Origin of the sequence: Pseudoalteromonas byunsanensis, assembly GCF_001854475.1 — a bacterium.
Classification (GTDB): domain Bacteria; phylum Pseudomonadota; class Gammaproteobacteria; order Enterobacterales; family Alteromonadaceae; genus Pseudoalteromonas; species Pseudoalteromonas byunsanensis.
Window position 1 is genome coordinate 88,981 of record NZ_MNAN01000026.1, and the last position, 26,608, is coordinate 115,588.

The following is a 26,608-nucleotide window of genomic DNA, read 5'->3' on the forward strand; positions in this document are numbered from 1 at the left end:
GTTTTTTTGAGACAATTATAAATATTTCAAGCGGTGAACTTTATTCATTATTAGAGCGTATAAATACACAGGTATTATAAGCGGCTATCTGAAGGAGCAAAGTTATCATGAGTAAGGCGCTTTACTGGTTTACGCAGGATTTAAGGCTTAACGACAATGAAGGGGTTAAGTGGGTAGCGCAAACGCACAAAGAGGTCGCTTTTGTGTACGTGATTGATCCTAATTGGTTTGCGCAAAAAAACTATCATCACTTGCGAGTTGGCGAGCACCGCTGGCGCTTTATCTGCCAATCCTTAATCGATTTGAATGAGCATTTAAGCAATCTAGGCCATCACTTACAGCTGTTGGTGGGTGAGCCCAGCGAAAAAATTACTGAGTTTGTTAAAACTTATAGTGTCGATACATTGGTGCTAGCACACCAATTTGGTGTGGATGAACAACGTGCCGTAACCCGAATATCCAAATGCAATAGAGCGCTATTAATAAAGCAGTTTAATCAAACAACATTATTCGATAACAGTCAGATTAGTGAGCACGACATACCAATGAAGTCATTTTCTACATTTAGAAACTATGTTGAAAAACGGTCATTGGTAGTGCCTGTGGAATGTGTATTTGAAATTGAGATATCCTTGCAAAGGGTTACTCCTATATTACAACTAGCCAGCACATTACTTAAGGATATTTTATCTGAAGTCAACGATGCAATAGTACCTTTTGGTGGCGCTGGTTTAGGATTTATTACAGGGGGGGAGCGCGACGCGCACAATCACCTTAGTACGTATTTAGCCTCCTATGCTCCATCAAGATATAAAAATACAAGAAACGACTTAGAAGGCTTTAGTAAATCCACAAAACTTAGCGCATATCTTGCCATCGGTAACCTTTCACCTAGGCAGGTTTGGCATGCAGTTGAGGATTACGAGCGCACTACAATTAAAAATGACTCAACATATTGGATTAAGTTCGAGCTATTATGGCGTGAGTACTTTCAGTGGCTTTTAAAGCTAAAGGGCAAATCATTTTTCTTGTTCAAGGGAGATGGTAGGAGTAAGCCCATGACAAGTTTCTACTCGCAACGTTTTGCTGCTTGGTGCGCTGGTAAAACCGTGTTTCCTTTAGTCAATGCCTGTATGCACCAGCTTAATGAAACTGGTTATATGTCAAATAGAGGGCGGCAGATTGTTGCCAGTTGTTTGGTCAATGAACTCAGCGTTGATTGGCGCTATGGTGCGGCGTATTTTCAACAGCAATTGATTGATTATGATGTTGCTTCAAATTGGGGGAATTGGCAGTACATAGCGGGCGTTGGTGTCGACCCTCGTGGAGGACGCCATTTTAACATCCCCAAACAGGCCCAATTATATGATGCTGATGGCCGGTTTGTTAAAAAGTGGCAAGGCCATTGCCATAACGCTTTAGCCTATGACGGTGTAGATGCAGCTGATTGGCCGTTGCAAAAATGAAGAAATCTTTTCTGCCAGTCAAGGTATGCGCTTGTTGTCAGCGTCCGTTTATGTGGCGAAAAAAGTGGCAAAGAGATTGGGAAAACGTTAAATATTGCTCTAAACGCTGTGCAAGTAACAAGAATTTAAAGAAAAAGGTTACCGGTGATGAATAAAACCTCGTATAAATGCATAAGGCTTATCCTTGGTGATCAGTTAAACCCTCAGCACAGTTGGTTTAAGGAAAAGGACGAGGGAGTTCTTTATGTCATAGCTGAGCTTCATCAAGAAACCTCTTACGTTAAGCATCATATTCAAAAGGTTTGTGCCTTTTTCAGCGCTATGCAAAATTTTGCACAAGCATTGACTCATGCGGGGCACCATGTGCTTCATTTAACGCTAGATGATACCAAGCCATTCTCGTCTTTACCGGATTTACTCACTTACTTGATAGAAAAATATGAAGTACGTCATTTTGATTATCAGCTACCTGATGAATACAGGTTAAGGAAACAGCTTAGGGAGTTTACTTTGGGCTTAAATGCTACGAGTTCACATTTTGAAACTGAACATTTCTATCTAGATGAAAAAGAATTAAAAAAAGAATTTAAATCTGGAAAGCACCACCGCATGGAGGCTTTTTATCGTCGTATGCGAAAGCGATTTGACATTCTGATGGATGGTAGTGAACCAGAGGGTGGCCGTTGGAACTTTGATACAAACAATCGAAATAAGCTAAAACCTCAGGATTTCAACACAGTACCTTCACCTTTGCAATTTGAAAACGATGTCAGTGACGTAATAACGAGGCTAGAGAGACATTCTGTTGAGACCATCGGGCAGATGCAAAACTCAATCGTGTGGCCTGTGAACAGAGCGCAGGCAAAGCAACTTTTGGCGTTTTTTTGTGAACAATGCCTACCGCAATTTGGTGAGTATCAAGATGCTATGACGTGCCAGTTAGACAGCGCTTTTGATAAACGCCAGTGGAGCTTATTTCACTCTAGATTGTCTTTTGCAATGAATACTAAAATGATCAGCCCAGCTTATGTGGTCAATACTGCGCTGCAATATTATGAGCAACATAAGGGTCTAATCTCTTTATCACAAATAGAAGGGTTTATAAGGCAAATTATTGGTTGGCGAGAATTTGTTAGGGGGATTTACTGGGTGAATATGCCCCAATACTCGCAATTAAATAGCTTGTCAGCAAGTCGCGCATTACCAGACTTTTTTTGGACCGCAAAAACACAAATGAACTGCTTGAAGCACGCGATCTCCCAGTCTTTAGAAGACGCCTATGCACATCACATCCAGCGTTTAATGATAACAGGAAACTTTTGTCTGTTAACTGGAATAGACCCAAACATGGTGGATGAATGGTATTTAGGGGTTTACATCGATGCGATAGAGTGGGTCGAGATGCCAAATACTCGTGGTATGAGTCAGTTTGCTGATGGCGGCATTGTGGGCTCTAAAGCCTATGCAGCAAGTGGTAACTATGTAAAAAAGATGTCAGATTATTGCTCTGGGTGTCGTTATCAAGTGAACGCAATCACAGGTCCAAGTGCGTGTCCTCTTAACTCACTTTACTGGCGGTTTATGGCTTTAAACCAACGGGACTTTTCAAACAACCCAAGAAATAAGATGGTATATGCAAACTGGTTGAAAAAATCAGACACAGAGCGTGGAGAAATTATTTCTCAAGCTGAACACTATTTAGTAAATATCGAGAGTTTGTAACTTTTAGGGTTCTTACGTATGTCAACAAAGGTGTAAAGGGGCTTTACAGTGCATATGGGCGGTCATATAGTCAGAGACTGTTTTCTTAGCGTAAAAAGCTGATTTCCTGTTGAAAATCACTTACTATGTGATTTTTTATTAAAGGGAATACTATGGAATTGTCAACTTGGCTGAGTTTGGCCACTATCTGTGTTTTAGGTGCTATGTCACCTGGCCCAAGTTTAGCGGTAGTACTTAGGCATTCATTATACAATAGTGCTTTGCATGGTATCGTTGCAAGCGTATCTCATGGTATGGGCGTTGGGTTATATGCTGTTTTATCACTGCTTGGTTTGGCAGGGTTAATCACTCATTATCCTCTGCTATTTCAAGCTTTGGTAATAGGTGGAGCAATTTATCTAGCATATATGGGAATTAAAATTCTTACGAGTTCATCGTCGGGTGTTAGAGTACAGCAATCCGTTAGCCAAGTTAACTTTAGGCAAGCTGCGCAGGATGGATTTGCGATTGCATTTTTGAATCCCAAGCTTGCGATATTTTTTCTTGCACTGTTTTCCCAATTTATAGACCCTGATAAACTAACGATTTACACTGCTACAATTATGTGTGCCACAGTATTAGTAATCGATACTCTGTGGTATTTTTTTGTTTCCGTATTGACGGCAAAAGCTAAACAAAGGTTTGACCTAGCATCAAAGCAACGCATAATTGATAAAGCATTAGGTGTTGTATTTTTATTATTAGCGTTAAGAGTCGTTGTAACTCAATTCTCTTAGAATATGCAAAGCTAAGTTAAATTTTTACTGTATAACTCAAAGATAACTTGCTTGAGTGCCTCTAGACCCTCGTGAATATTCATTATCTCTAACGACACTGCGGTGTCGTTAACTATTTTTGAAATCTCTACTTCAAACTGAGCCTGTCGGTTATTAGGTAGGTAGAGTGTGACTTTATCTTGGATCAGTGCATCATAAAGAGAGATTGCCATAAAAGGGTGTGTGCGGATAACCAGACCAGACAGTGATAATGATAAAACACTAAAAGCAGGCCTTACAGAATCAGTTTTAAGTACGATACCGGTCAGCCGTTCTGTGATCCAATGACGATTACTTGATTCTGCCGCAAAAATATTTGGCAAGTCACAAGAAAAACTAGGTATTCCAGCTTCTGAAGTGTGTAAATGCGTCGGAAAATAGACAACTTCAGAATTAACTTTGGCAACTAGTTGGATGTCGCTGGCTTGGCGTAGAGTCTGAAGCCAAAGCTTTAACTGTGATGCATGTTTTTCTTCAAGGCAAATATCAAAATGGGGCGTGCTTTCTTCTCGTAACACTTGAAAAATAAATTTAGTTTCTTCCTTTGAAAGCTTCATGATGTAGGTCCATTAAAAAGTGTTATAGGTAAAAATATGCATACTTTGTACCGCTTATACCACACAATTCGAGTGTACGACCATTTACAATAATTGGCGATTACAGTCAATTACAGACATCAAAATGTCAATATTACTCATTAAATCTTAGTTAGTTACAATCTTATCGGCAATTACTGATTAATATTTAGCTTCATATTAGTCTAAAATTAGCAATAATAAAGGGTGTTCTGATATGAATTAGCAAGGTAGCCAATAAATGATTAATGCATTGTGTTACTGAAGATCATCGTAGTTGGTTTTTCTTTCGAAGACTTCATTTTCAGCACGCTGAATAATTAGTTCTAACTCACCACTTTGTTTAAGCTCCTTGAGCTTATCATCAACTTTTTGAATCAGTTTAGTGTGCTCTTTGCGAATGTAGTGGTAAAGGGCTTGCTTATCTAAGCTATGCGGATGTGCTTCTATATTTGTGATACCGAGATTTTTTAGAACAATAAGCCCGTCCATTTTGTTAGTTAGTGCAATATCTGCTAACCCATCCCCAACTAGCCTCAACATTTGTACCGTGTTGTCAGTATCAGTAACATTTTCCATGCCGCGAGTAACATTTTGTGTATGTTTAACACCTCTGACTCTAACAATCTGATATTTGCTCAAGTCGCTTGCTTTATTTATGACAATGCCACTATTTTTACGAGTAAATACCATGGTTTCTAAATTGTAGTAGGGGGTCGGAACTCGTGTTGTGGCTGGATTTTCTTTACCATAGCTGTATATGCGCATAATTTCACCATCGTTCATCCCAATCGACGCTTCATATTGAGCTCGTTTTCCTGGCAGTGGAGTAATAACAATGTCGATACCAAGCTGATCGTACACCTCAGTTAGAATAATTCGTCCAACTTCTTGTTCAATCAGGTAATTTATGGAAACAAAATTATACTGCTGAGCAGAACAAGAAAAGGGAATATATAAAAGTAACAACACTACATACTTCATGAAGATGTGAATATTTTAAATGCAATTGTCCGAATTATAGCTTAAATATGCAAAGAATCTTAGTGTGTTTAGGACAATCATTTGACTAATTATTTGAAACTTAACGAAAAGCAATAATCGCCGTGTACTTCTGGCGCTTCAAATGGACTAGAGCTATCCGTAGAATCCCTTATAAAGTATAATTAAATCAGTTTATTATCTTTTTTTACATGGCCGGCATGGAAGGAATATTATTGGCAATGATGGCGTGTGAACACCATTTAGTGGCGCCTATTGTATTAGGGTAAATAATAAAAATGCATAGCAATAAATAATGCGCTATTCACAATTTCATACATATTTACGTTTGCATTAAATTTTTAAAAACCTACTATGCTAATGCGCGCGATATAGAACTATAAGAAAGATAGATGTCAGTCATACAATTTGGTGAATTTCAGTTTGATTTAGCCTTATCTCAATTAACACACAATCAGCAACAGATTGCGCTTGATCCAAGGCAGCAAGCATTACTTGTTTTCTTTATAAAAAACCCGCAACGAGTGATTAATCGTGACGAATTACAAGAGCACATTTGGCAAGGCGTCATCGTCACCGACAATGCGATAAATAAGCTTGTGGCAAATTTGCGAAAAGTACTAGGGGACGATGCCAAAGAACCTAAGTATATTCAAACAGTTACTAAGTCTGGGTATAGATTTGTGGCTCCGTTGTCTATTGCTGAGTATACTCATGATACTGTCTCGCCACCTGTTTCTAAAAAGCCAAACTCCCACTTCTCATTAATAGCTTGGCTGTTTCTGTGTGCCATCATTGTATCAGGCTTGGTGATGTTCATATTACATACCTTCAACTTTAGTAAAACGTATGGTGACACCGCTACGCTTACCAGATTTCATGGCTCAAAGTTGACCCCTGTTTTTCTAAACAATGAAGGGAGTTTGTTGTTTTTAAATGTGACGCTTAGAGAAAGAGAGCTTTGGCTAAGCCATGGTGTTGCAAACTCAAGAACTTTGCCAACCCAGATTGATTCTCAGAGACACACTATTGAGCAACTTATTGCTTATCATAGCGGCAGGTTAGTGTATTTTGGATATGAATCAGAATGTGGCTGGTATAGTGCAGAATTTGACCCTCAAACTAAACGTTTAGGAGGAGATATAAAAACGTTAGCATTGTGCGCTGATTTAACAGTACACCAAAGTATGCTAAATAAAGCAGGGGATAGGTTATATGTCCTAGCACACCCAAAAAAACATGAACACAAAAACCAGCTATATGTTACTAATTCAGAAAAAATATTAGAACAGGTCGCCATTGAACTGGATAAACAGTGGCGTATGACGTCAATTGATTTGCACCCAGGTGATGAACAAATTTTACTCAATGCCCAATCTTTTGATGGCAGAACGGCTGCGTTTGTATATGACTTTACTGATAAACAGCTAACAAAAGAGAAAGAGTTCGAGACGGTAGTGGAGCGAGTTATATGGGATCACAATGGTGATGGTCTCGTTTTTGTAAGTCCTGCGCCGAATAGCCGTTTACTTCATCAACCTTTGGATAGTGACAAAGTAACTCTACTTGGAAGTGTGAATGAAAGAATTTGTTGCGCTATCGTGAGACATCCTAATAAACAAGATTATGTGTTCACAAGTAGCGATAAAAACATTGACTTGAAATGGCTTTCGCCTAACTATGCCCTTGATAATAGCAGTGTGATAGACCGCTCACCGTTGTTTGCCCACACTAGAGAAGGTCACTACTTCTTGTCTAATCGCGCGGGTATAAGTCAAATATACTTTCAGGCGCCTGGACAAACATCTCTTTTAGTCACTGAACTTGAGCATAATGTTCAAGTTGAAGCAATGAGCTTGTCCAATGATGACGCATTTTTGTTGCTCAGAGAAAAACACCGTCTTTGGATTGTGCCGACCAGCGAACATAACGAAGCTAAGAATATTTTTGTTGACGGTTATGTTTATAAACAGCATTGGTTAAGCAATACTTTATTTTCCGTCACGACCAAACATCAAAATTCTAAACAAGTCATTATATATAACAGTGATTTACAAAAAGTTGCGCAGTTTGGTGATGGGGTAGTGATTGTTCTGGCAGACCAGCTAAACCCGGCTAAACACTATTATGTCGACACACAGAACCGATTGTTTCAAGCGTCACCCGATGTTTTATTCTCGTCACCATCATTAGAAAGTTTACAAGAGATTGGGGATATACCTGATTTTTCTCAGATATTGATAGAAAATGATGTGCTATATGTAGTCAGTAAATATGGTGAGACATTAACTACTTATAAGATCACTGATTCACTACAACTTCTATCTAAGCAACCGTTAAATGCTTATTTGGGATTCGATGTTGACGAGGGAAAAGCACTCTACTCTGGTAAAGCTAATTACCGAAGTGAAGTGTACCGAACGGTAGCGCGATGAAATTAAGAGGAAAATTTTATGGATAAAATCCTTGTAATTGGCGCAAGTGGAGCAACGGGGAAGCTTGTTGTAGAACAGTTACTCGCCAAGAATATTGAGGTCATTGCGATTGTTAGGCCAGTTAGTTCACTACAAAACTCATATGGTCATTATAAAAACTATATAGAGGTTAAAGCTGAGATCTCACAAATGAGCTCGGCACAACTAGCTAATCACGTTGTGCAGTGTCATACGGTTATTTCATGCCTTGGTCACAATCTAAGCTTTAGTGGAATATACGGCGTACCACGTAAGCTGGTAGCCGACTCGATTAAGAAAGTAACCACTGCTATTTGTTCAATTGACAGGCGAGCTAAAACAAAAGTTATTTTGATGAATAGCACCGCGGTGAGTAACCTCAATATCCAAGAATATATTCCTCTATCACAAAGAATTGTTATTGCTGTACTTAGACTACTGTTACCACCTCAAAGTGATAATGAACAAGCTGCGGATCATCTTCGTGTTAACATCGGTAAAGAGCATCCATGTATACAGTGGGTCAGTGTAAGGCCTGATTCACTCGTAGACGAGCAAGAAGTATCCTCTTACTATGTAGAGCATTCGCCAACTAGTAATGTAGTGTTTGATGCAGGCAGAACAAGTCGTATTAATGTTGCAAACTTTATGATGAGATTGACAACAGAAGATGCGCTTTGGCATCAATGGCAAGGAAAAATGCCGGTAATCTACAACGGCTGACTATGTTTTTATTACATTACGTTCTTTAATAAACTGAACTGTAGTGCAAGTGACTACATCTCCAAGCACATTGACAGATGTACGACACATATCAAGGATCCGGTCTACACCGAGAATAAGTGCAACACCAGATGCTGGAATACCCACACCTTCAAGTACCATACTCAGAATAATGATGCCTGCACCGGGAGTCGCTGGTGAGCCGATAGATGCGGCGACTGACATAGTAACGATAAACAAATAATTTGTAAGGCTTAAATCAACATTAAATACCTGTGCAAGAAATACGGTAGCAATACCTTGATACATAGCGGTACCGGTCATGTTTATAGTAGCCCCAAGAGGAACTAAAAATCGTGCAACATCGGCTTTGATACCAAGTTTATTCTCTGTTACATCTAGTGTAAGCGGCATGACAGCAGCCGAACTGCTTGTTGAGAAGGCTAACAACAGCAGTTCTCTGACGTGTGTTATGAAAATACTGATACGGCCTTGCCACGTTAACTTAGCAACAAGTAAATACAAAAGGGCTATCAGAAAGATACCAGATATCACGGTTGCTACATAGATCACCATACCTGCCAATACGTCTATACCTAAGTTTGCTACCAGCCGAGTGATCAGTCCAAATACAGCTAGAGGAGCTAACAGCATAGCCCACGAAACGATTCTCAAACTGACCTCTTGAAGAGCACCAAGTAAATCAAATAAGGGTTTAGATTGGGTAGCGGGAATTGACAGCAATGCAGCCCCCAGTACTGCTGCAAATAAAATAACCTGTAACATCTCGCCTGAAGCCATAGAAGCAAGAGGGTTCTTCGGGATCAATGACGAAACTTTATCTGGCAGCTCTGATAATCCTGGAAATCCAGATACACCAGCACTGGTCAAGGGGGCAATATCGGTATTGATTAAGGCGCTTGCATCAATGTAGTTTCCTGGCTGAATGTAAAGGGCAAGGACAATCCCGACAGACGCAGCAATGGCTGTAGAGATAAAAATGAAGACAAGGGCAATAATGCCATTTTGTTTAAGTGCCTCAGGGTTGTTGTTTGCTGCAAGCCCCCTCACTACTGAAGCTAGTACCAAAGGCACTACTATCATCTGTATTATGGCTAAAAACAACTGCCCAGGTAGTGCAAGCCATGCGGTTATAATTTTTACATTATCACTTGAAACCCAATGTAGATCCGGGCCAAGTACAATTCCACACAGTACCCCTAGGAATAATGCTATAAGCACCTTAAGCCACAATCGGCCTGTTATAAATCTGTCAAATTGTGCTGTTAGTTCAACCAGAGGCTGAAAAAATAAAGGTAGGCCGCGCATGCTAGTTTTATCATTTATAAAATGTTTTAGCGATTCTAGTTCAAACAGCTAGCTACTGCTAAATTAAAAGCTTACTAATTTGATCTAAAGCAAATGGTTGGTGTGATAGCTGCAATGTCTCAGGTTGATAATCAACTTGTGGCGGGGGCCTACTTGGGGTGAACATAGGTTAAGATGAATGAGGCTTATAGGAACTACATGAAACAGCAAGGAGTAGAAAACGTTGTGTCTGTATTTTTTGGTGTAATTATTTGTAATTTTTGAATTGCTTCATTATCAGTGTATTTAGGTTAAACTATTACGATGTATGCATTAATTGTGTTTTAAATGCCGTGTTGTATAGAATTATTCATTTTTGTAAAAGCTTTGTAGTTATTGCTTTGCTCTTTAGCGCATGTTTATCAGCCGAAGAAACTTGGCAGGCGTTAGAACAGCAGTTGAAAAAGCAGCTCAACCAAGATCCTGAAGTTTCTTTGACGCACGCACAAAATTTACTTAACGACCCACAATATAGCTTTGAGAACAACAGGTCCGCATGGTTTGCTTTTAATCTTTACCTGACCTATTCACAAATCAATTTAGGGCAGTTTGACCAAGCGAAAGAAAATGCACAGCTGCTGTACAAGTTGAATGATGCTGAGCAATTTCCAATCCGCCACGCTGAATCTGCATTACTAAGAGCCATGGTTGCTGATAGACAGAGTGATGCTCAGCTTAGTAGAAAAATGTCAGAAGAAGGATTGCAACTGCTAGGAGAAGATAAGGCTAAACATGCGGCGCTAGCTGCTGATCTTTACTCTTTGTTAAGTGGTAGTTATCGTAGTGAAGCTGACTATGGTCAAGCGCTACATTACGCAAAACTAGCACTAGAATATAGCTGGGATGACAAGCCCAAAAGAGCCACGATGCACAATCAAATCGGGGTTCTTTATGACTATATGGGTAATATGGAGCTTGCCCTTGAACACCATGAGTCTTCACTTGTGATAAGGCGTGAGAACTCAAATCAGCAAGGATTGTCGGACTCGCTCTATAATATTGGCGAGATCTATCGTGATATGGAGCAATATACTTCGGCTTTATCACACTTCAAGCAGGCATTAAAGGTTGACGAATCATTGGGCAACCCTTACCACATTGCAAATAGCCACGGAAAGTTAGGACAAGTTTATTTAAAGACTAATGAATTTGAGCTCGCGAAGGAACACATAAAAAAAGGGCTGCAACTGACCCGTAAGATGAGTGCAGATAGCGATACAAGTTGGCAGTTAAGTAACATGGCAAAAGTGTATGTTGCTGAGCAAAACCTCGATGAGGCCAAACGCTTGTCAGAAGAAGCCTTACAATTGGCTTTAGAGTCAAATGCAAAACGAACCGAACATACTGTTCGTATGACTTTGTTGGATATTGCTGTCCAGCAACAAGATAAGGAAGCAGCTCAAGAGCAAATTTCAACTTTATTATCTATGAAAAACTTGGGCTTGCAGTACGAACAACAGTTACACAAAGCTCGGGCTCAACTCTACGAGAATTTCGGAGACATCCATGGCGCTTTACAAGCAACAAAAGATTTTTTAAACGCTAAGCAAAAGTTGTATGACTATCTGGATAAGCAACAGACCGATAGGTTAAAACAAAATGTTGAAGTTATTAGACAAGAACAAGCCCTTAGCTTACTGAAAAAGGAAAAAGCACTACAACAGGCCCAACTCGACAATCTAAAATTGCAAAGAGGAGTTGTGCTGCTATTGATGTTGCTAGTAGTTGGTATACTGCTGATGATATATTTCAGGCAAATTGCCAAGCAGCGCATGGCGAGTTTGAAAGCGCAAATGCTAGCTACCAACCTAGAAGAAAAGAACCAACTACTGTCAGATGTTGCTCATGAACTGAGAACACCACTTACGGCGCTCAAGCTTTCTATAGAGTTACTAGAACACAATATTGAACCGGATAAAGACAAAGCTTATGCAAAAGTCCACGGTAAGATTTCGCAACTAGATAATCTTATACGAGATATTTATCACTCTGCACAATATGACAACAATGTAATGCAGCTATGCAAAGAAACTTGTGACCTTACATTGCTGATTGACGATGTGATTAGTGATTTTGATGAGCAGTTTAAGGAAAAGCATCAATCCTTACTGGTAGATAGACCCTCAACGCCTGTTTTGTGTAACGTAGACCCAGAGCGCTTTAAACAAATTATTATAAATTTATTGAATAATAGTTTGGCATATACCTATGAACATGGCCAAACACACGTTTCTTTAAAAGCGATTACACAAGGGCATAAGAACTGCGTGCAATTGACTGTATCGGACTCCGAGCCTGGGCTTGAAGAGTCGGAGCTCGACAAAGTATTTGATAGGTTGTATCGCGTAGAGTCTTCACGAGCCAGAGATTTGGGAGGCTCAGGACTTGGACTGGCGATTTGTAAGCAGATTGTTCTTGCGCATGATGGTACTATTTCCGCCAAACAAAGTGAACTTGGTGGCGTTGAGTTTGTGGTATCTTTTGAACTCTAGAGCGATGAGACTTTGATACCCATGGCCGCGGTGAAGGTCATTATAATTAACCACTTCCAGTTTCCTTTTTTAGGTAATGTGGTTAGAATTCAGCTTTAATATTTTTGGTTTATAAAAATAAGAGGAAATTATGCAATTAAAAAAGAAAATCATTTCGACGTTTTTTATCGCTTCGACATTGTCACTAGTGGCTTTTGTTGGCGTTTCTAAGCAATCTGAAACTGTCCATATGACTAACCTTAGCGATGCCAAACCATATGCGCTTTTGTCTGGTCGTTCACAAAAAGGCGGTGAAGTGCAAGAAACATTTTCCATTGAAAGTATTTTTGACTTTTTCTTTGCCTAACATTCTCGATGTTTATGGATTTTATAGTTCATTTTGTCAATAGGCTATTAATTGAACTCGATGAGGCCACTATGCAGTGGCCTTTTTTGCTCGGGGCTCTTTCAATGGCAATTTGCTTTGTATATCTTTACAAAGATAAATCATTACTTGACTCTTTTAAATTCATATTTTGTAGAAAGATTTGGTTTCATAAGTCCGCGGTAACGGACTACAAAATCGCTATTATTAATGGCTGTATTTATGCGGTATTACTTCCTACATCACTATTTTCATCGTTTGAGATATCAACTGTTGTACATGAGACGCTAACTACCTACTTTGGCGAAAGTAATATTGAGCAACATACACAACCTGCACTTTGGGCTACATTACTTTTCTCTCTTTTTATAATACTCATTGTTGATTTTGTTAGTTACCTTGTTCATTTTTTATATCATAAGGTTCCATTTTTGTGGGAATTCCACAAGGTCCATCATTCGGCGCGAGTGCTGACTCCAGTCAGTTCGTTTAGAACTCACCCTGTTTCAAATTGGCTTGGATTGATAGTGAATGGGATTTTAATTGGTATGGTGTTCGGGTTACTTAAGTATTTTGTAACGTTCCCAGTTTCTGAACTTTCATTATTCGGATTAAACGTGTTTTCTTTCTTTATAAATCTATTTGGCGGCCTGCTAACACACTCACATATACGTATTCAATGGCCTGCAAATATATCCAAAGTCATAGTTAGCCCGTTAAATCATCAAATACATCATAGTAATAATCCCGCGCATTTTGATAAAAACTTCGGCTTTTGGTTTTCTATTTGGGATGTTATTTTTGGTACTTACTATAAGGGAACCGAACAAGACAAGTTTGCTTTTGGTATTGGTAAAGAAACAAAGGATTTTTACTCGTTGAAAACAGTCTACTTTAGGCCGGTAAAAAATGCTTTGCAAATAGCGAAACAGTTTTTTAAATCTAGGCAGGCAAGGTAAGTGCTTCAGTAGTTTATCAGCTAAAGAAAAGGCGTGTGCTGGGCGCATTCAAGTGACAAATACAACTCTAAAGACATTACGTTTAAACCGCCTTACACAGTGGGTTTTAAGGTAATGTCTTGTTGCGTTTTGCGCCAAGAGGCGGGTGTCATGCCGTAGGCTTTCTTAAATTGGCGTATGAAATGCGTTGTATCGCTCCATCCAAGTTCGTAAACAATGGTGTTCACAGCTTTGTCTGTATGTAGTAATTTGGCACACGCCTGCGTGAGGCGTGTTTTTATGATCCACTGTCCAACCGAAAATCCAGTTTCCATTTTAACCTTGGTTGCGAGATAGGAAGGACTACAATGAACAGCCTGAGCGACATCTTTGAGTGAAATACTCTTTATGTAATTAAGTTGAATGTAATCCAGTGCAGCAGTCACTTTATCAGAGCGAATATGCGATAAAAGCCCTAGTTCGTTGGCCTTTTGAACTTCGTATAGCAGCAAGTTCAGCAGACTTTTTATTACCTCGATGTTATCAGCCCCATCAAGTGTCATCATAATCTGTAGTTGTGTTAATAACGAAATGGTCCAATTTACTCGGGCTTTACTAAGCTGCAGTGCGGGAATTGCGCCTAATCTTACTTGCCTAAATGGCGTCATAAGTGGGTCTTTTTCGCTCATTCCCAGGCAAGTAGGGCAAAAGCTTACCCACCAGATTTCCAGATTTTCACCACCAATCAAACTGTGTGGTACGCCCGCAGGTACTAACGTGAACATATTTGCTTTGAGTGTTACCGGCTCTTTGTGTTGCATTGTTAACGTACCTGCGACAATAAAACTCAGAATATACTGAGTCTGTGAACCATGAGCTTCATGACCAATGTGGTTAAATAGCTCATGACCAACACTAATAATATGGTCTGAGTGCATAGAAGAACACCAAAAAGAACAATAGGCCGATTATAGCGAATTATACGCTCTATAAAAGCACATATATAGAAGTCATAATTTACAAATGAAACAATAAGCCGATTGGCTCATTGATAAGTTGTTGATTTGGAGAATATATGAATTTAACTTTGGTAGTAGTTGGCTTGTCGTTACATATCTTGATTTGGGAAAAACTACCGGATTGGGGAAACTGGTTCAATTGGCTTGTAGAGCGTTTGCCTAAACCATTAAGATATCTCTACGATTCATGGCGCTGTCCATATTGTTTTGGTTTTTGGGTTGCTTTGTTACTACATGGATTGACTGGAGAGTATACCCTTGAAAGCTTAAGAGACATGCCAGCATATCTTGATGTAATAACAATGCCAGTCGCATGGCTGCTAGATTCTTTAGCAACCGCATTGTTAATCATGTTAGGTAGTCTGACTATTAAGGCTCTAGCGGGGCCTGCGATAAAAGGACATGAGATGACTCAAGCATTTCGTAACGCAAAAACAAAAGAGTAAGTGATGGTAAAATTGAATGTTAATAAAGAAATAATGTCCTCAAGATTGCTTATAGCGCTTGCCAGGCCGCAATATGATGAAAGCCCTGATGAGTTTGCAAAAAAAATCCAACATGTATTGCAACCACAGACATGTGTTTCTTTGCCGAAAAGTTGGCAAAACATAAATACGCTCGAAGATACTCATCGCTGGTTACATTTACAATTGGCCCAAGCTCAGCTCTATACGATTTCTAATAGGCAAACTAGTGACCTGCTAGGTGTAGCTGTGCTACATGAGCACTCAGACGAAGCTTATATTGGATATGTTATTGCAAACGAATATTGGGGGCAGGGCTTTGCAAGTGAAGCACTTCAAACACTAATTGCATGTTACAAAGAACAAACCACCATTAAAACGCTTGTGGCGGGAGTTGACAAGGACAACATTGGTTCCATAAAGGTGCTAACAAAGTCAGGTTTTACTCAAGTTCATTGTGAGCATAACGACTCAAATACACTACATTATACCTTTTCGCTTATAGATTAAGGTATCAGGCCATTGTTGGAAAACCACAATGGCCTGATACATTTATTGCAAATTTCAAAAAACTGACCTCAGTTGCTCGTAGTAAAGATATCGGAGCAATGCATTTTTTTAACGACTTGAATTCATGTTCACATACATCTTCACGGCTAAATATATTATTTTCAATTGGTTATAGAGCATTTTGGTGTCGAGCTTAGTGCTTTTGCGTGTTGTTCTGAAGTTATTAATAAAAAAACTACAAATATATTGTATACAATATATTGAATTTAACTCTATTGAGGCGTTACTATAGCGGTGAGTTTTAATAACAATAAAAGTTCAAGGGGAACCCAAATGAACAAAAACACCAACAGAATGTGGCAACGAAGCTTGATTGCCGCAGCGGTCGCAGGCTGTTTAAGCTCACCAGTAGCCATCGCTCAGGGCAAAACTACAGGAAGTATCGAAGGGAATGTGCTTGTGCAAAGTGGTCAGACACTGGCAAATGTACAGTTAACGCTTAAGCACAATACTAAAGGGTTTGTAAAAAAAACCACCACCAATGACAGAGGGGAATTCGACTTAAAAGGGTTACCAATTGGTTCGTATACCGTTACTTTCACAAAAGATGGCTACCACAGTGTTTCGGAGTCTGAACTAGAAATTGTGGCGGGCAACACGGCCTCGTTTGACGTGTCTATGTTTAGCAGTGATATAGAAACTATACAGGTGAGCGGTACAGCAATACGCAACATCGATATGCAAAGTTCTACGGCGCAGATGACCTTCACAGCGGCAGAGCTTGATAGACTGCCTGTGGCGCAAGACCTATCCTCTGTCGCGTTATTATCACCAGCTGCATCGTTGGCAGCTGACCCAGAGCAAGACTATGGCCGCGGCGTGTCTTTTAGTGGTGCTTCTGTTGCCGAAAATGGCTACTTTCTTAACGGCTTAAATATAACTGATATTCGTAAAGGCCTTGGTTATCTTGAGTTTCCTTGGGAAGCAATCGCCCAAACCAACGTGGTAACAGGTGGTGTACCAGCTGAGTATGGTAATTTTATTGGCGGCGTAACTGACGTGGTTACAAAATCGGGTGATAATGAATTTAAATTTGGTGCAAAATTTGACTATCAACCCGCTAACTTTCTGCGTAGCCGCAGTCCTGATATTTGGGGCTATGATATAGGTCACCCGGAGACCGACGAAGAAGGTAACGTAACAGGTTATCCATATGCGATAAAAACATATAATGGTGAAGACTCAATAAAAGATTCTCGTTATAACGTGTGGGCGAGTGGCCCAATTATCGAAGATACTCTTTTCTTTTATGCGCTTTATAACCCACAAAAAGTTACTAAGCGCTATGCAGACAAAACAACTCTAACACAACGAGTTGATGAAGCAGACTTTTGGCTCGCGAACGTTGATTGGTACGTCACTGAAGATCATAGTATTTCTTTTACTGCGATGAATAATGAGTGGGAGCGTAACGAATATCATGCTGATTATCACTTCAGTCCAGTGGGGCGACAGCAGTCCTATCAATCAGGCGAGTTCGGCGAACCGACAAAAAGTGAATGGGGTGGCTCTGTAATTACCGCTAACTACAACGGTTATATTACCGATGAACTCAGTGTTTCAGCCGTTTATGGTGTAACTAAACAAGACACGCTCGAAGCTAACCCTGTTGCACATTTAAGCCGTGTCTGGGACAACCGAAGTGGTAGTTGGGAGCGCCGAGGTGACTGGCAAGGTTGGTCAAAGGGCGCGATAAGTGAAGACAAGCGCACACAGGCTAGAATTGATTTTGACTGGGTGGTTGGCGATCATACAATTTCATTTGGCTACAGCCATGAGAAAGTAGAAACTTCTGATTTATCAGAATACTCGGGAGATGGTTGGCGCTACGATATTTATGTTGCCACAGAATCTCGCATAGAGAATATTAATCAGATAATTGAGCTTCAGGCCAACCGACAAGGGATAGCCTATCAGCCATCTCCTCTTGAAGTTGGGGATGCCTACTTTTGGACCAAGCAATACAAGAAAAGCGGCAGTACAGAGCAAAACTATCGCTCTATCTATCTAGAAGACACATGGGAGGTGACTGATCAGCTTACGCTTAACCTGGGCGTTCGTAACAGTGCCTTTGACGCCTTCACAGGAACGAATGAAGAATACGTTTCCATGGAAAACCAATGGGCACCAAGATTGGGTATCAACTATGACTTGTTTGCCGACGGTGCTACCAAGCTATTCGCAAACTATGGCCGCTACTACATGCCTATTTCTCCTAACACTAGTGCTCGCATGACACTGCCAGAAGTTAATATAACCGGTTATGGCTTATTTGATGGCACGTTTAACGAGGAAAATAATACTCCCAACAGAATTGGCGATTTATTTGCTGTTGAAGTAGCGAGCGACGGTGAATTAGCGCAGCCGGTTTCTACTTACGTCGATAAAGACCTTGAACCTATGTATAGTGACGAGTTTGTGTTGGGTATTCAGCATGAGCTCAACGACGACTGGGTGCTTGGTGCGCGTTATATTTATCGCGATCTTAAATCGTCAATTGAGGATACCAACTTACGCTTTGCGCTTGTTGAAAAATGGGGCCGAGAAAACCCAGAACAACTAGCTGTATTGCAGGATTTGGGATTAAATACTAATGTCGGCTGGCTGGCACTGGTTATCAACCCAGGTAATCCTATTAAGCTTGCCTACGATAAAAACCAAGATGGCGTAGTTGCGGATGATGAGTATGTTCAGTGGGATGCAGATTATTTAGGCCTGCCAAAGGCTGAGCGTAAATATCATGCGTTAGAATTCACAGCCAAAGGCCAGATCTCTGATGGGTTTATCATAAATGCGTCATACACATGGTCGAAAAACGAAGGTACAACTGAAGGTTTGGTCAGTGGTGCTCACTCGCAAGCAGACCCAGGTTGGTCGGGTTCTTATGATGCACCAGAGCTTACAGATCATAGCTATGGTCGTACATCCAATGACATTCCACACAAAATCAAAGTATTTGGTTCGTACGAAATTAATGATGAATTTGCGATTGGTTTCAATGCACAAGCTCAGCAAGGTCGTCCTATCAACAAGTTTGGCTATCACCCACAAGGCGTTGGCGCATGTTCAGAACCTATGTGGCTTGACGCTGACAAAACTCAGTTCAACCCAAATGCTGTAACGGATTGTACGGACATACGTGGTACTGACTTCTATTACAACGGCGAGCCTTCTCCACGAGGGTCTCATGGCCATAGTAAGTGGATTTATAATCTAGATCTAAGTGCAAGCTACAACACCCAAGTTGCAGGTGGCGACTTACTCATTTCAGCGACGATATTTAATGTCTTTAATTTGGCATCCCCCACGTCTTACTTCGATGAAGCGGAGCTGGAGCAAGGGGTAGATAATCCTAACTATCGTTTGGTTGAAGAGTATCAAGCACCGCGCAGTGCGCAGCTAACGGTACGCTATGAGTTCTAAATCAAAAAGATAATAATTATTTGATGATAAAAGCCCTACACGCTACGTAGGGCTTTTTTTATATTGTGGATAGTTGGTTGTACTTCCACTGTGTCAGCGCTATTTGATCTCTATTCTGACTTGGGTGTTATCATTTGGAATGTCTACGCTGCCTTTTGATGCCACTGCTTTATAGTTTGCACCTCTCACCTTTCTGATATATGCGTAATCACCACTAACAGTACTATCGTATTTCCACGCTCCATTAGAGCGAGAATAGTAGTTTATATCACCACCAAAGTACGGCTTTGCATTATTGCCATTAACTAATACGCCACTTATAGTCCAGGCAAATCTGTCAGTGATATAAGTTGCTGCGGAGTAGTTGTGATTGACCTCAGTGATGGTACTGAGTTTTATATTGTCGTACCTTTGGATATCTAGATCCTTTGTAAATCTTGTTCCTTGTGTTGGGTCATAAGATGTACTTTCAGTAAACAATACATGTACGCCACCACCTGTGCCACTTTCTTCAACAACTATATCTTTCATGTAGATGTACGTGCCTTTGGCTTCGGAGTTATATACCAATGTTCGAGGGTCGTTTTCAGCCAGTGGTAGGGTTAGTTTTTCGCCCTTAATGTTATACCAAACGGATGGGTTCCAAGTGTAGGATTTGATAACGTGAATATTTGAACGTCTGTCTAAATTGTAACCTGGGTGATAGTTGTAGGCTACGTATAGTGCCCCATCATCATTTGTGTCACTTACGGCATAGTGTCCACCCTCTGCCAGTTTAATTTCAGAGCCGTTATTGTCTACCCAAAGAGTACGAACAGACTTTTGACCTGCGTATTCATAACGAGAAAATATCGCAAGTCGTTTAGACGTATTATCCAAGTGGAGTTGGGGATATGATTGATTGAGGCTGCCGTGAGAAGGAGCACCTTTAAGCTTTACAAAGTCAGTACCGTAAGGCGTTGATGATTTATATAGGTGGCCACTGCGGAACTTGTGAGATAGTCCGCGAGAAGATAGTTGTACGTAAACATAGCCGTTACGGTCAATGTCTACCACCGCATTGGTGTGCGGGTCATCCCAGCTTTCTTCGGTATGTACTTTTACGCGGGTATTGTAGTTCTTAATAATATAGGTAACTAGATTACCGCCTTCATTTGCTGAGTAAACTTCAAAATGGTTGTTGCTCTTTTCAACAGCCACGGGAATATGCTTATAGCTATAAGTTCCAGTAGCGCCACAGTATTTTGGGACACCATTATATAGTTGCTTGGTTAAACAAAAGGAGCTTGACTGGTAACCGCTGTCATTAACTTCAATATTTGCAGCGAGTGAAGAAGTACTGGTAGCGAGCGCTAGCAGAGCTAGTTTTAATTTCATAAATATCCTTTTTTAATAGGTGTAGAAAGCAAGTTTGCTACGCTTCTAATGCTATATTGTTTCACTGACTGTGTTAATACTTCATCGAAAATTATATTAACTGGTATTACACCTATGGCTGTGGGGAGCTGATTTTTACTCTCATAAAATGACTTAACTTTGATGGGGGTGTAATAAAGGATGTTGAACCCACGTGGCGCAGATTCAACATTGTAGCTGGGTTATAGAGCGATGGACTTTAGCAGCTTAATTGGCTCTCCATCTACCTCCATCACAGCGCTCACTACTAACAAGCCCTGTTTTAACTTGTTGATATTTTTAATGTTTGGCTCCCATAGTTTAGCCTCGTAAGGCGCAATTTCGATTTTTTCGGACCATAGTTGCTGGCTATTTGTTGCTTTTTCAAATGAATAAAAAGATACCTCAAGTGTACCGTGAGTTTCTCCAGAGTAAGGGCCGGTTATCTTGATTGACAGGGCATCATCATGGTTAACATTCAAATAAACCCCATCGAAGGACTCAGAACTACTTTGTATCTTGTAATTGGTAATAAGCTCAGCGTCATCAGGAAGCTGTTGACTCCAGTCTTTCGATAGACGTGCTATATCTCGTTTTAATTGTGCGTGCTGTTGCGGGTTTTGAAGTTGTGGTACAACTTGTTCAAGTTTACTCTTGCAATTCTTGATATAGGCCTGATATTGAGCGCATTGATTTAGCAGCGCTAGCAGTTCATCTGCTGTATCGAAATACCAAGGGTTGGCGTTATTGGCAGACAGCTCAGGTAGCTCAAATGTATGGGCCTGAATATACGGAGTGACTTTATGATTCATTCCTTTACCTAATAAGCTGAGTTTATTGGGGTTAACGGTAAAGTTATTAGGCAGGGTAAACACCATCGCTTGCGTTTTCGTTTCAGTACTAAGTTTAACCAGCAGTTGATTTGAATGTTGTTGTAAGGCAAGGGATAGAGCCGAGCCTGCAACGATATCCGCATTCATGTTTGGGGTGAGCGCCAGAGTTTGCGTCTTGCTTGCAATATCACTAAAACGCAGCGTTAGTCTATTGCCATCAATTAACGTTAGCGAAGCATTAGCATTTGAACTTGTGTGATAAAGTGATAACCCAATTTCTCCACGGTGCAGCTGTGAGGGCTCAAAATCAATTTTCGCAGCTAAATCCCAGTTTTTATCATGCAATGCAAAGGGAAGTGACGCTTTGGGAAAATCCATAACTGGATGGTTTAATTGTGCGCTTGGAAAAATATCTAGCTGATGCAATGTCTGTGCGTGGTCACTACGCAGCCAGTAAGCGTTACCATCTTGCTCCCAAGGGCCAGAAATTATATTAAAAGTCGGCTTGATGTTAGCAACAAACTGTGCAAACTCTCTTTCAAGCTTTTGCCAGTCACTGAATACTGTTTTGAGAAGCTTATTAGCAACAGGCAGTGTTTTTTGTGAGTGTGGATTAAGTTTCATCAGTTCTGTTAGGTAGCGCTTGAAATAGAGCTGTCGCATCGGGTCATTCATTAAAAAATGAACAATGAAAAAGTTTAAACCGCGCTTTAGAGCTGGGTCATCGTTAATTTCCTCAATACTAGGAGAGTTGCCTTGTTGGTATTGTTCAAGTCCTGTGATGATGTAGTTCATAGGCGCTCGGTCAAATACCATGACGGTGAGCTGTTTCTTATCTGGATCATAAACATGGCTGGCGATAGAATCAGCAAGGCCCTCTGTTATCCAATTTGGTGCCCAAGTGGAGTGGCCGTTCAAGGCCATATGAAAAGCATGCATAGTTTCATGGATCACGATATATCTTTGATGGTGCTCTCTGTGACTAGGGAAATTGTAACCAGCTCGGTTGTAGAACATGGTTTCACCACCAGCATTTTCATGGATACCACGTAAGAAACCATCATCTAACATTGCTTCTTTTACCCGCGTGCGGGAGCTGCCATATACAACGGCAATGCGCTGCTTGTTGATATTTTTAGGTTCCATAGAGAACAGTTCAACATAATGAGGGTAGGACATTTCCAACAGCTCTAGATAAAGTCTGACCTTTTGCTCTGGTAAGTCGCTTTTTAACGCAAAATGCTTACTCGCCCACCAGTTGTAACCTCGACTATTACCAATCTTTCCATCACTGTAAGTTCGTGGCACCGTTTTACCAAGAAACGCGATATCAATATGATTGAGGGTACTAGTACGACCGATGACAGAAATATCGACCTGTAGATTGTCCAAATTGATATCAACTTCGTTGCGTTCTATAGGTGGATTTGTATGCGCGCATCCAGTTAGTGCTAGGGCGCAAATTAACAATATTATTCGCATTTCATCTTCTCATTGTTATGGTTAAAGTATATTGTATAAAATATACTTTAACTTTTTGAGGCGCGATAATCAAAATGAAAAATAACAATACAGGACAGCGCGAAACATTTGGCTCACTTTTCTATGTTGCAAACCTAATGGAGATCTTTGAGCGTTTAGCTTGGTATGGCTTTTTTGCTGTGTCTTCTATTTATATGACAACACCCGTTAGCCAAGGAGGGGTTGGCTTTTCAGATGCTGAGCGAGGCGCTATTCAGGGCATTATCCCTTTCTTTTTATACTTATTGCCAGTAATTACTGGAGCGCTGGGCGATAAATTCGGCTATCGACGAATGTTTATTTTGTCTTTTTGTATTATGACACCAAGCTACTTTTTGCTGGGGCAAGTGACGTCGTTTAGCTTATTCTTTATCGTCATGAGTTTTGTGGCATTTGGTGCCGCGTGCTTTAAGCCCATAGTAGTTGGAACTATTGCGCATAGTACCAACGATCAAAACCGAGGACTGGGTTTTGGTATTTTTTACACAATGGTCAATATTGGTGGTTTTTTGGGGCCATTGATTGCTGGGGCAATGCGCGCGATTAGTTGGGATGCAGTATTTATGATGTCGGCATTTTGGATAGCAATTAATTTTATTCCGGTGCTGTTGTTTTATCGTGATCCTGCAACATTAAAGAGTTCCTCCAATAGCTTGAAACAAGTACTAAAAGAAGCGCAAACGGTACTGGGGAACAGTCGTTTTGCATTACTCATGTTTGTTGCCATTGCGCTTTTAATGGCCGCTGGCGTAGGTTGGCTAAGCTATAGTCAGAGCTTTGTTGGCATAGGTATTTGGCTGGTTTTAAATCTTGTTTGGCATCTGCTAGCAAAGCAAAGTTCACCGCGTTGGTGGCAGCAAAAAATAGTGATTAGCAATGGTAAATTCACCGTTTACATACTCATTTTATCGTTATTCTGGACAGTATATAATCAACTATTCTACACCTTACCTTTATTTATTCGTGACTTTGTCGATACTCGAGACTTGGTCGCGCTAATTGGCGTATTTGGCAGTGGAGCAGTTGAGTTTTTTGCATATGTTGACCAGTCTGCATTAAAAGAGGCACTCATCCAATTGTTTAGCAGTCTATCAGCTGATCAGAGTGTGGATATTGCCGCACTTCGTCTCGAGTGGGTTCATTTAAAGGTAAATGTTCCTGTTGAACAACTTGCCGATATGGTCAGCCAGTTAAAAGTTTTAGCTTTAACCCAAAGCAGTTTGACCGACGCTCAGTTGCTCGGGTTTACACAGACACTTTTGGTATTTAGGCAAATAAATCCTGAATACTTAATCAATTTAGATTTTGCAGCAATTGTGGTATTGCAGATTGCGGTGAGCTATTTTTGTCAAAGATTCAAACCAATAACAATATTGTCTGTAGGTCTTGTGATCATAGCGTGTGCATTTTTGCTGTTAGGCCAAGGAGGCACAATGATCAGTGGCGCTGTCGTGACTATGGTTATTCTTCTTATAGCGATGGGAGAGATGTTTACTTCTCCTAAGAGCCAAGAATATGTGGCTTTTATTGCACCGCGTGAGCAAAGTGCTTTGTATATGGGTTATTACTTTGTGTCTATGGCGCTGGGCTTTTTATTCGCAGGCTTTTTATCTGGGTGGAGTTATAGTGAATTAGCACTTAAAGCGCAAAAACCACAGTTAATGTGGGGTATGTTTGCGCTGATTGCTTTGATTGCTTGCGTATTGATGCTGGCGTTTAGAGCCTATACCACAAAACACGGTTATAAATTAGCGCAGCAAAGCCACTAAAACGAGCAAAATATCATCAAATGTCTATTGATTGTATACAATATACAGTGTAAGGTTGTTATGCGTTTCATGATTTACAATAGTCGTAAAAATAAAATGGTTTAAAAACCGAAATATAATATCGCTCATTGTTAATTTTATGAATCGAATAGCTTTGTGTAAGCAAAGTGTTTAGTTATTATTTTCCCTGAGTTGTGAAGCCCAGCCTAGCTGGGCTTTTTTCAGGTCATTTATGGTCGGTTAGCGCTGAAATTGATATACGCTGCCAAGGGCTAGAATTTTGGTCAGTTCATCCAGAGCTACGTGGCTTTCGTGTAAAAGCTGAGGGTCGGCTAAGTCAGCGTCGCTTAATCTATCTCGATAGTGCTTATCTACCCAAGTGATCAGCGCAGCAAATTTCTCATCACTCATCATCACTTGGGGGTTTACTGCATTTAACTCATCTAGTGTCAATGCAACGCGTAAGCGCAAACACGCAGGGCCTCCGCCATTTTGCATACTTTGCCTCAAATCGAAAAATTTGACGTTATTAATAGGGTTTGAATCACTGAGCATACTTTCAATGTAGCGGCTAACGCTGGTATTATTTTTACATTCCTCAGGTGCAACCAACATCATAGAACCATCTGCCAGAGTGACTAATTGGCTATTAAATAAATAGCTGCTGACGGCATCTTGGACACTGACTTCACTAGTTGGCACTTCAATGATGTGTAGTGGCTTTTCACCAAGGTAGGCATGTCTAATTCGATTGAGCGATTGAGCTTGGTCAATAAACGCCTGTTCATGGCACAGCAGCACATTCTCATTACCCACTGCAATCACATCATTATGAAATACACCTTGATCTATAACATCAGGGTTTTGTTGTAAAAATAATACTTGATTGTCGTTTATTGCGTGTAAACGTGCGACAGCCTCACTGGCCTCAAGCGTTTGGCGAGCCGGGTATTTTACTGGGCCTTTAATGCTATGATTGAAACTGCTTGCACCATAGACAAACACCTCTAGCCCTTTATCGTTATGGCTATCACATAATCGTGTGTGATTTGCTGCACCTTCATCACCAAAAAATGGCTGTTCAGGTAAATGCAGGTGGTGGGTAAAAAAGCCATTATTTGGGAACATTGCTTTTAGCAGGTTTGTGGTCGTAGTCGGTTCTAAAGAACGATGGAACTTGTTGTTCAGATTAGCGCTGGTAAAGTGAACTTTTTCGTCAAGTGTGTCCTTTGACGGCGAAACCGTTGCTGCATTAGCTGTCCACATTGCAGAGGCAGAGTAGACAGTTCTCAGTAAAACAGGGGATTCCTTAGCGGCTTTGTTGAGAATTTGTTTATCATTTCCGGTAAATCCAAGCCTTCTGAGTGCATCTACATCAGGCCTTGCATGAGGAGCAAAAATACCTTGCTTTAAACCCATATCATGCATGGCTTTCATTTTAGCAAGGCCTTGGAGTGCTGCCTGCTTTGGATTAGAAACCGCATCGGCGTTATTCAGCGACGCAACATTGCCATATGATAATCCAGCGTAATTATGTGTGGGTCCCACCAGACCATCAAAATTCACCTCAAAGCTGGGCTCGTTATTATTCATGTTAGATCCTGTATTCTATATTTTTGATGATGTAAACATTAGTATGACAACTGTAGAGGTAATGGCAATTGGCATTCGATTTCATAACAAAATATTGAATATA

The 26,608-nt window shown here is 40.5% G+C and carries 20 protein-coding genes; 13 read left to right on the top strand and 7 right to left on the bottom strand.

The window, feature by feature from the left end; genetic code table 11:
* Window positions 1-107: 107 nt before the first annotated feature.
* The 4 genes from BIW53_RS04060 (at window position 108) to BIW53_RS04070 (ending at window position 3,964) form a co-directional block, all read left to right on the top strand.
* Window positions 108-1,466 carry a DASH family cryptochrome gene (locus tag BIW53_RS04060; RefSeq protein ID WP_070990538.1) on the top strand — a complete coding sequence of 453 codons (1,359 nt, stop codon included), beginning with the start codon at window positions 108-110 and terminating at the stop codon, window positions 1,464-1,466.
* Window positions 1,463-1,621, top strand: coding sequence for a DUF2256 domain-containing protein (locus BIW53_RS20480; protein ID WP_084228066.1), 159 nt, complete (start codon window positions 1,463-1,465; stop codon window positions 1,619-1,621). Before BIW53_RS04060 ends, BIW53_RS20480 begins: the two co-directional genes overlap by 4 nt.
* On the top strand, window positions 1,614-3,188 hold the full coding sequence (locus tag BIW53_RS04065; RefSeq protein WP_070990539.1) for a cryptochrome/photolyase family protein: 1,575 nt from the start codon (window positions 1,614-1,616) through the stop codon (window positions 3,186-3,188). The genes BIW53_RS20480 and BIW53_RS04065 overlap by 8 nt, the downstream gene beginning before the upstream one ends.
* A 152-nt stretch (window positions 3,189-3,340) precedes the next feature.
* Window positions 3,341-3,964 (top strand): LysE family translocator, encoded by a 624-nt coding sequence (locus tag BIW53_RS04070; protein WP_070990540.1) that lies wholly within the window; start codon window positions 3,341-3,343, stop codon window positions 3,962-3,964.
* 11 nt (window positions 3,965-3,975) lie between these two features.
* Here the strand turns inward: BIW53_RS04070 and BIW53_RS04075 are convergent, their stop codons facing one another.
* The gene (locus BIW53_RS04075) at window positions 3,976-4,560 is read right to left on the bottom strand and encodes a hypothetical protein (RefSeq protein ID WP_070990541.1); all 585 of its coding nucleotides are present in this window, start codon (window positions 4,558-4,560) and stop codon (window positions 3,976-3,978) included.
* A gap of 276 nt (window positions 4,561-4,836) precedes the next feature.
* Window positions 4,837-5,550 carry a substrate-binding periplasmic protein gene (locus BIW53_RS04080; protein ID WP_245699351.1) on the bottom strand — a complete coding sequence of 238 codons (714 nt, stop codon included), beginning with the start codon at window positions 5,548-5,550 and terminating at the stop codon, window positions 4,837-4,839.
* Window positions 5,551-5,972: 422 nt separating this feature from the next.
* Between BIW53_RS04080 and BIW53_RS04085 the strand changes: the two genes are divergently transcribed.
* Both BIW53_RS04085 and BIW53_RS04090 read left to right on the top strand, forming a co-directional pair.
* Window positions 5,973-8,015 (top strand): winged helix-turn-helix domain-containing protein, encoded by a 2,043-nt coding sequence (locus tag BIW53_RS04085; protein WP_070990543.1) that lies wholly within the window; start codon window positions 5,973-5,975, stop codon window positions 8,013-8,015.
* A gap of 18 nt (window positions 8,016-8,033) precedes the next feature.
* Window positions 8,034-8,756 (top strand): NAD(P)H-binding protein, encoded by a 723-nt coding sequence (locus tag BIW53_RS04090; protein ID WP_070990544.1) that lies wholly within the window; start codon window positions 8,034-8,036, stop codon window positions 8,754-8,756.
* On the opposite strand, the gene BIW53_RS04095 is transcribed toward BIW53_RS04090, so the two are convergent.
* Window positions 8,757-10,085 carry a dicarboxylate/amino acid:cation symporter gene (locus tag BIW53_RS04095; protein ID WP_070990545.1) on the bottom strand — a complete coding sequence of 443 codons (1,329 nt, stop codon included), beginning with the start codon at window positions 10,083-10,085 and terminating at the stop codon, window positions 8,757-8,759.
* Between the two features lie 380 nt (window positions 10,086-10,465).
* On the opposite strand from BIW53_RS04095, the gene BIW53_RS04100 reads away from it, so the two are divergent.
* From BIW53_RS04100 to BIW53_RS04110, 3 genes are all read left to right on the top strand, one after another.
* Window positions 10,466-12,616 carry a tetratricopeptide repeat protein gene (locus BIW53_RS04100; RefSeq protein ID WP_139158776.1) on the top strand — a complete coding sequence of 717 codons (2,151 nt, stop codon included), beginning with the start codon at window positions 10,466-10,468 and terminating at the stop codon, window positions 12,614-12,616.
* 130 nt (window positions 12,617-12,746) lie between these two features.
* Window positions 12,747-12,962: a hypothetical protein gene (locus BIW53_RS04105; protein ID WP_070990547.1), complete on the top strand. Its 216-nt coding sequence runs from the start codon at window positions 12,747-12,749 to the stop codon at window positions 12,960-12,962.
* A gap of 71 nt (window positions 12,963-13,033) precedes the next feature.
* Window positions 13,034-13,939 carry a sterol desaturase family protein gene (locus BIW53_RS04110; protein WP_175442089.1) on the top strand — a complete coding sequence of 302 codons (906 nt, stop codon included), beginning with the start codon at window positions 13,034-13,036 and terminating at the stop codon, window positions 13,937-13,939.
* Window positions 13,940-14,031: 92 nt separating this feature from the next.
* Here BIW53_RS04110 and BIW53_RS04115 read toward each other — a convergent pair whose 3' ends face one another.
* Window positions 14,032-14,856 carry an AraC family transcriptional regulator gene (locus tag BIW53_RS04115; RefSeq protein ID WP_070990549.1) on the bottom strand — a complete coding sequence of 275 codons (825 nt, stop codon included), beginning with the start codon at window positions 14,854-14,856 and terminating at the stop codon, window positions 14,032-14,034.
* Between the two features lie 137 nt (window positions 14,857-14,993).
* On the opposite strand from BIW53_RS04115, the gene BIW53_RS04120 reads away from it, so the two are divergent.
* The 3 genes from BIW53_RS04120 (at window position 14,994) to BIW53_RS04130 (ending at window position 19,394) form a co-directional block, all read left to right on the top strand.
* Window positions 14,994-15,383, top strand: coding sequence for a hypothetical protein (locus BIW53_RS04120; protein ID WP_070990550.1), 390 nt, complete (start codon window positions 14,994-14,996; stop codon window positions 15,381-15,383).
* Between the two features lie 3 nt (window positions 15,384-15,386).
* On the top strand, window positions 15,387-15,911 hold the full coding sequence (locus BIW53_RS04125; protein WP_070990551.1) for a GNAT family N-acetyltransferase: 525 nt from the start codon (window positions 15,387-15,389) through the stop codon (window positions 15,909-15,911).
* A 333-nt stretch (window positions 15,912-16,244) separates the two neighbouring features.
* Complete coding sequence (locus BIW53_RS04130; RefSeq protein ID WP_070990552.1) at window positions 16,245-19,394, top strand: TonB-dependent receptor; 3,150 nt, start codon at window positions 16,245-16,247, stop codon at window positions 19,392-19,394.
* 99 nt (window positions 19,395-19,493) lie between these two features.
* On the opposite strand, the gene BIW53_RS04135 is transcribed toward BIW53_RS04130, so the two are convergent.
* Complete coding sequence (locus BIW53_RS04135; RefSeq protein WP_070990553.1) at window positions 19,494-20,771, bottom strand: hypothetical protein; 1,278 nt, start codon at window positions 20,769-20,771, stop codon at window positions 19,494-19,496.
* A gap of 221 nt (window positions 20,772-20,992) precedes the next feature.
* Window positions 20,993-23,104 (bottom strand): hypothetical protein, encoded by a 2,112-nt coding sequence (locus BIW53_RS04140; protein WP_070990554.1) that lies wholly within the window; start codon window positions 23,102-23,104, stop codon window positions 20,993-20,995.
* Window positions 23,105-23,178: 74 nt separating this feature from the next.
* Here BIW53_RS04140 and BIW53_RS04145 point away from each other — a divergent pair, with 74 nt between their 5' ends.
* Window positions 23,179-24,912 carry an MFS transporter gene (locus BIW53_RS04145; RefSeq protein WP_070990555.1) on the top strand — a complete coding sequence of 578 codons (1,734 nt, stop codon included), beginning with the start codon at window positions 23,179-23,181 and terminating at the stop codon, window positions 24,910-24,912.
* A gap of 240 nt (window positions 24,913-25,152) precedes the next feature.
* Here BIW53_RS04145 and astB read toward each other — a convergent pair whose 3' ends face one another.
* Window positions 25,153-26,505, bottom strand: coding sequence for an N-succinylarginine dihydrolase (gene astB, locus BIW53_RS04150; RefSeq protein WP_070990556.1), 1,353 nt, complete (start codon window positions 26,503-26,505; stop codon window positions 25,153-25,155).
* Between the last annotated feature and the right edge of the window lie 103 nt (window positions 26,506-26,608).

Excerpts from the sequence above, each read along its gene's own strand:
- BIW53_RS04060 (WP_070990538.1), top strand. The coding sequence starts at position 108 with ATGAGTAAGGCGCTTTACTGGTTTACGCAGGATTTAAGGCTTAACGAC.
- BIW53_RS20480 (WP_084228066.1), top strand. The coding sequence starts at position 1,463 with ATGAAGAAATCTTTTCTGCCAGTCAAGGTATGCGCTTGTTGTCAGCGT.
- BIW53_RS04065 (WP_070990539.1), top strand. The coding sequence starts at position 1,614 with ATGAATAAAACCTCGTATAAATGCATAAGGCTTATCCTTGGTGATCAG.
- BIW53_RS04070 (WP_070990540.1), top strand. The coding sequence starts at position 3,341 with ATGGAATTGTCAACTTGGCTGAGTTTGGCCACTATCTGTGTTTTAGGT.
- BIW53_RS04075 (WP_070990541.1), bottom strand. The coding sequence starts at position 4,560 with ATGAAGCTTTCAAAGGAAGAAACTAAATTTATTTTTCAAGTGTTACGA.
- BIW53_RS04085 (WP_070990543.1), top strand. The coding sequence starts at position 5,973 with ATGTCAGTCATACAATTTGGTGAATTTCAGTTTGATTTAGCCTTATCT.
- BIW53_RS04090 (WP_070990544.1), top strand. The coding sequence starts at position 8,034 with ATGGATAAAATCCTTGTAATTGGCGCAAGTGGAGCAACGGGGAAGCTT.
- BIW53_RS04095 (WP_070990545.1), bottom strand. The coding sequence starts at position 10,085 with ATGCGCGGCCTACCTTTATTTTTTCAGCCTCTGGTTGAACTAACAGCA.
- BIW53_RS04105 (WP_070990547.1), top strand. The coding sequence starts at position 12,747 with ATGCAATTAAAAAAGAAAATCATTTCGACGTTTTTTATCGCTTCGACA.
- BIW53_RS04110 (WP_175442089.1), top strand. The coding sequence starts at position 13,034 with ATGCAGTGGCCTTTTTTGCTCGGGGCTCTTTCAATGGCAATTTGCTTT.
- BIW53_RS04115 (WP_070990549.1), bottom strand. The coding sequence starts at position 14,856 with ATGCACTCAGACCATATTATTAGTGTTGGTCATGAGCTATTTAACCAC.
- BIW53_RS04120 (WP_070990550.1), top strand. The coding sequence starts at position 14,994 with ATGAATTTAACTTTGGTAGTAGTTGGCTTGTCGTTACATATCTTGATT.
- BIW53_RS04125 (WP_070990551.1), top strand. The coding sequence starts at position 15,387 with ATGGTAAAATTGAATGTTAATAAAGAAATAATGTCCTCAAGATTGCTT.
- BIW53_RS04130 (WP_070990552.1), top strand. The coding sequence starts at position 16,245 with ATGAACAAAAACACCAACAGAATGTGGCAACGAAGCTTGATTGCCGCA.
- BIW53_RS04135 (WP_070990553.1), bottom strand. The coding sequence starts at position 20,771 with ATGAAATTAAAACTAGCTCTGCTAGCGCTCGCTACCAGTACTTCTTCA.
- BIW53_RS04140 (WP_070990554.1), bottom strand. The coding sequence starts at position 23,104 with ATGCGAATAATATTGTTAATTTGCGCCCTAGCACTAACTGGATGCGCG.
- BIW53_RS04145 (WP_070990555.1), top strand. The coding sequence starts at position 23,179 with ATGAAAAATAACAATACAGGACAGCGCGAAACATTTGGCTCACTTTTC.
- astB (WP_070990556.1), bottom strand. The coding sequence starts at position 26,505 with ATGAATAATAACGAGCCCAGCTTTGAGGTGAATTTTGATGGTCTGGTG.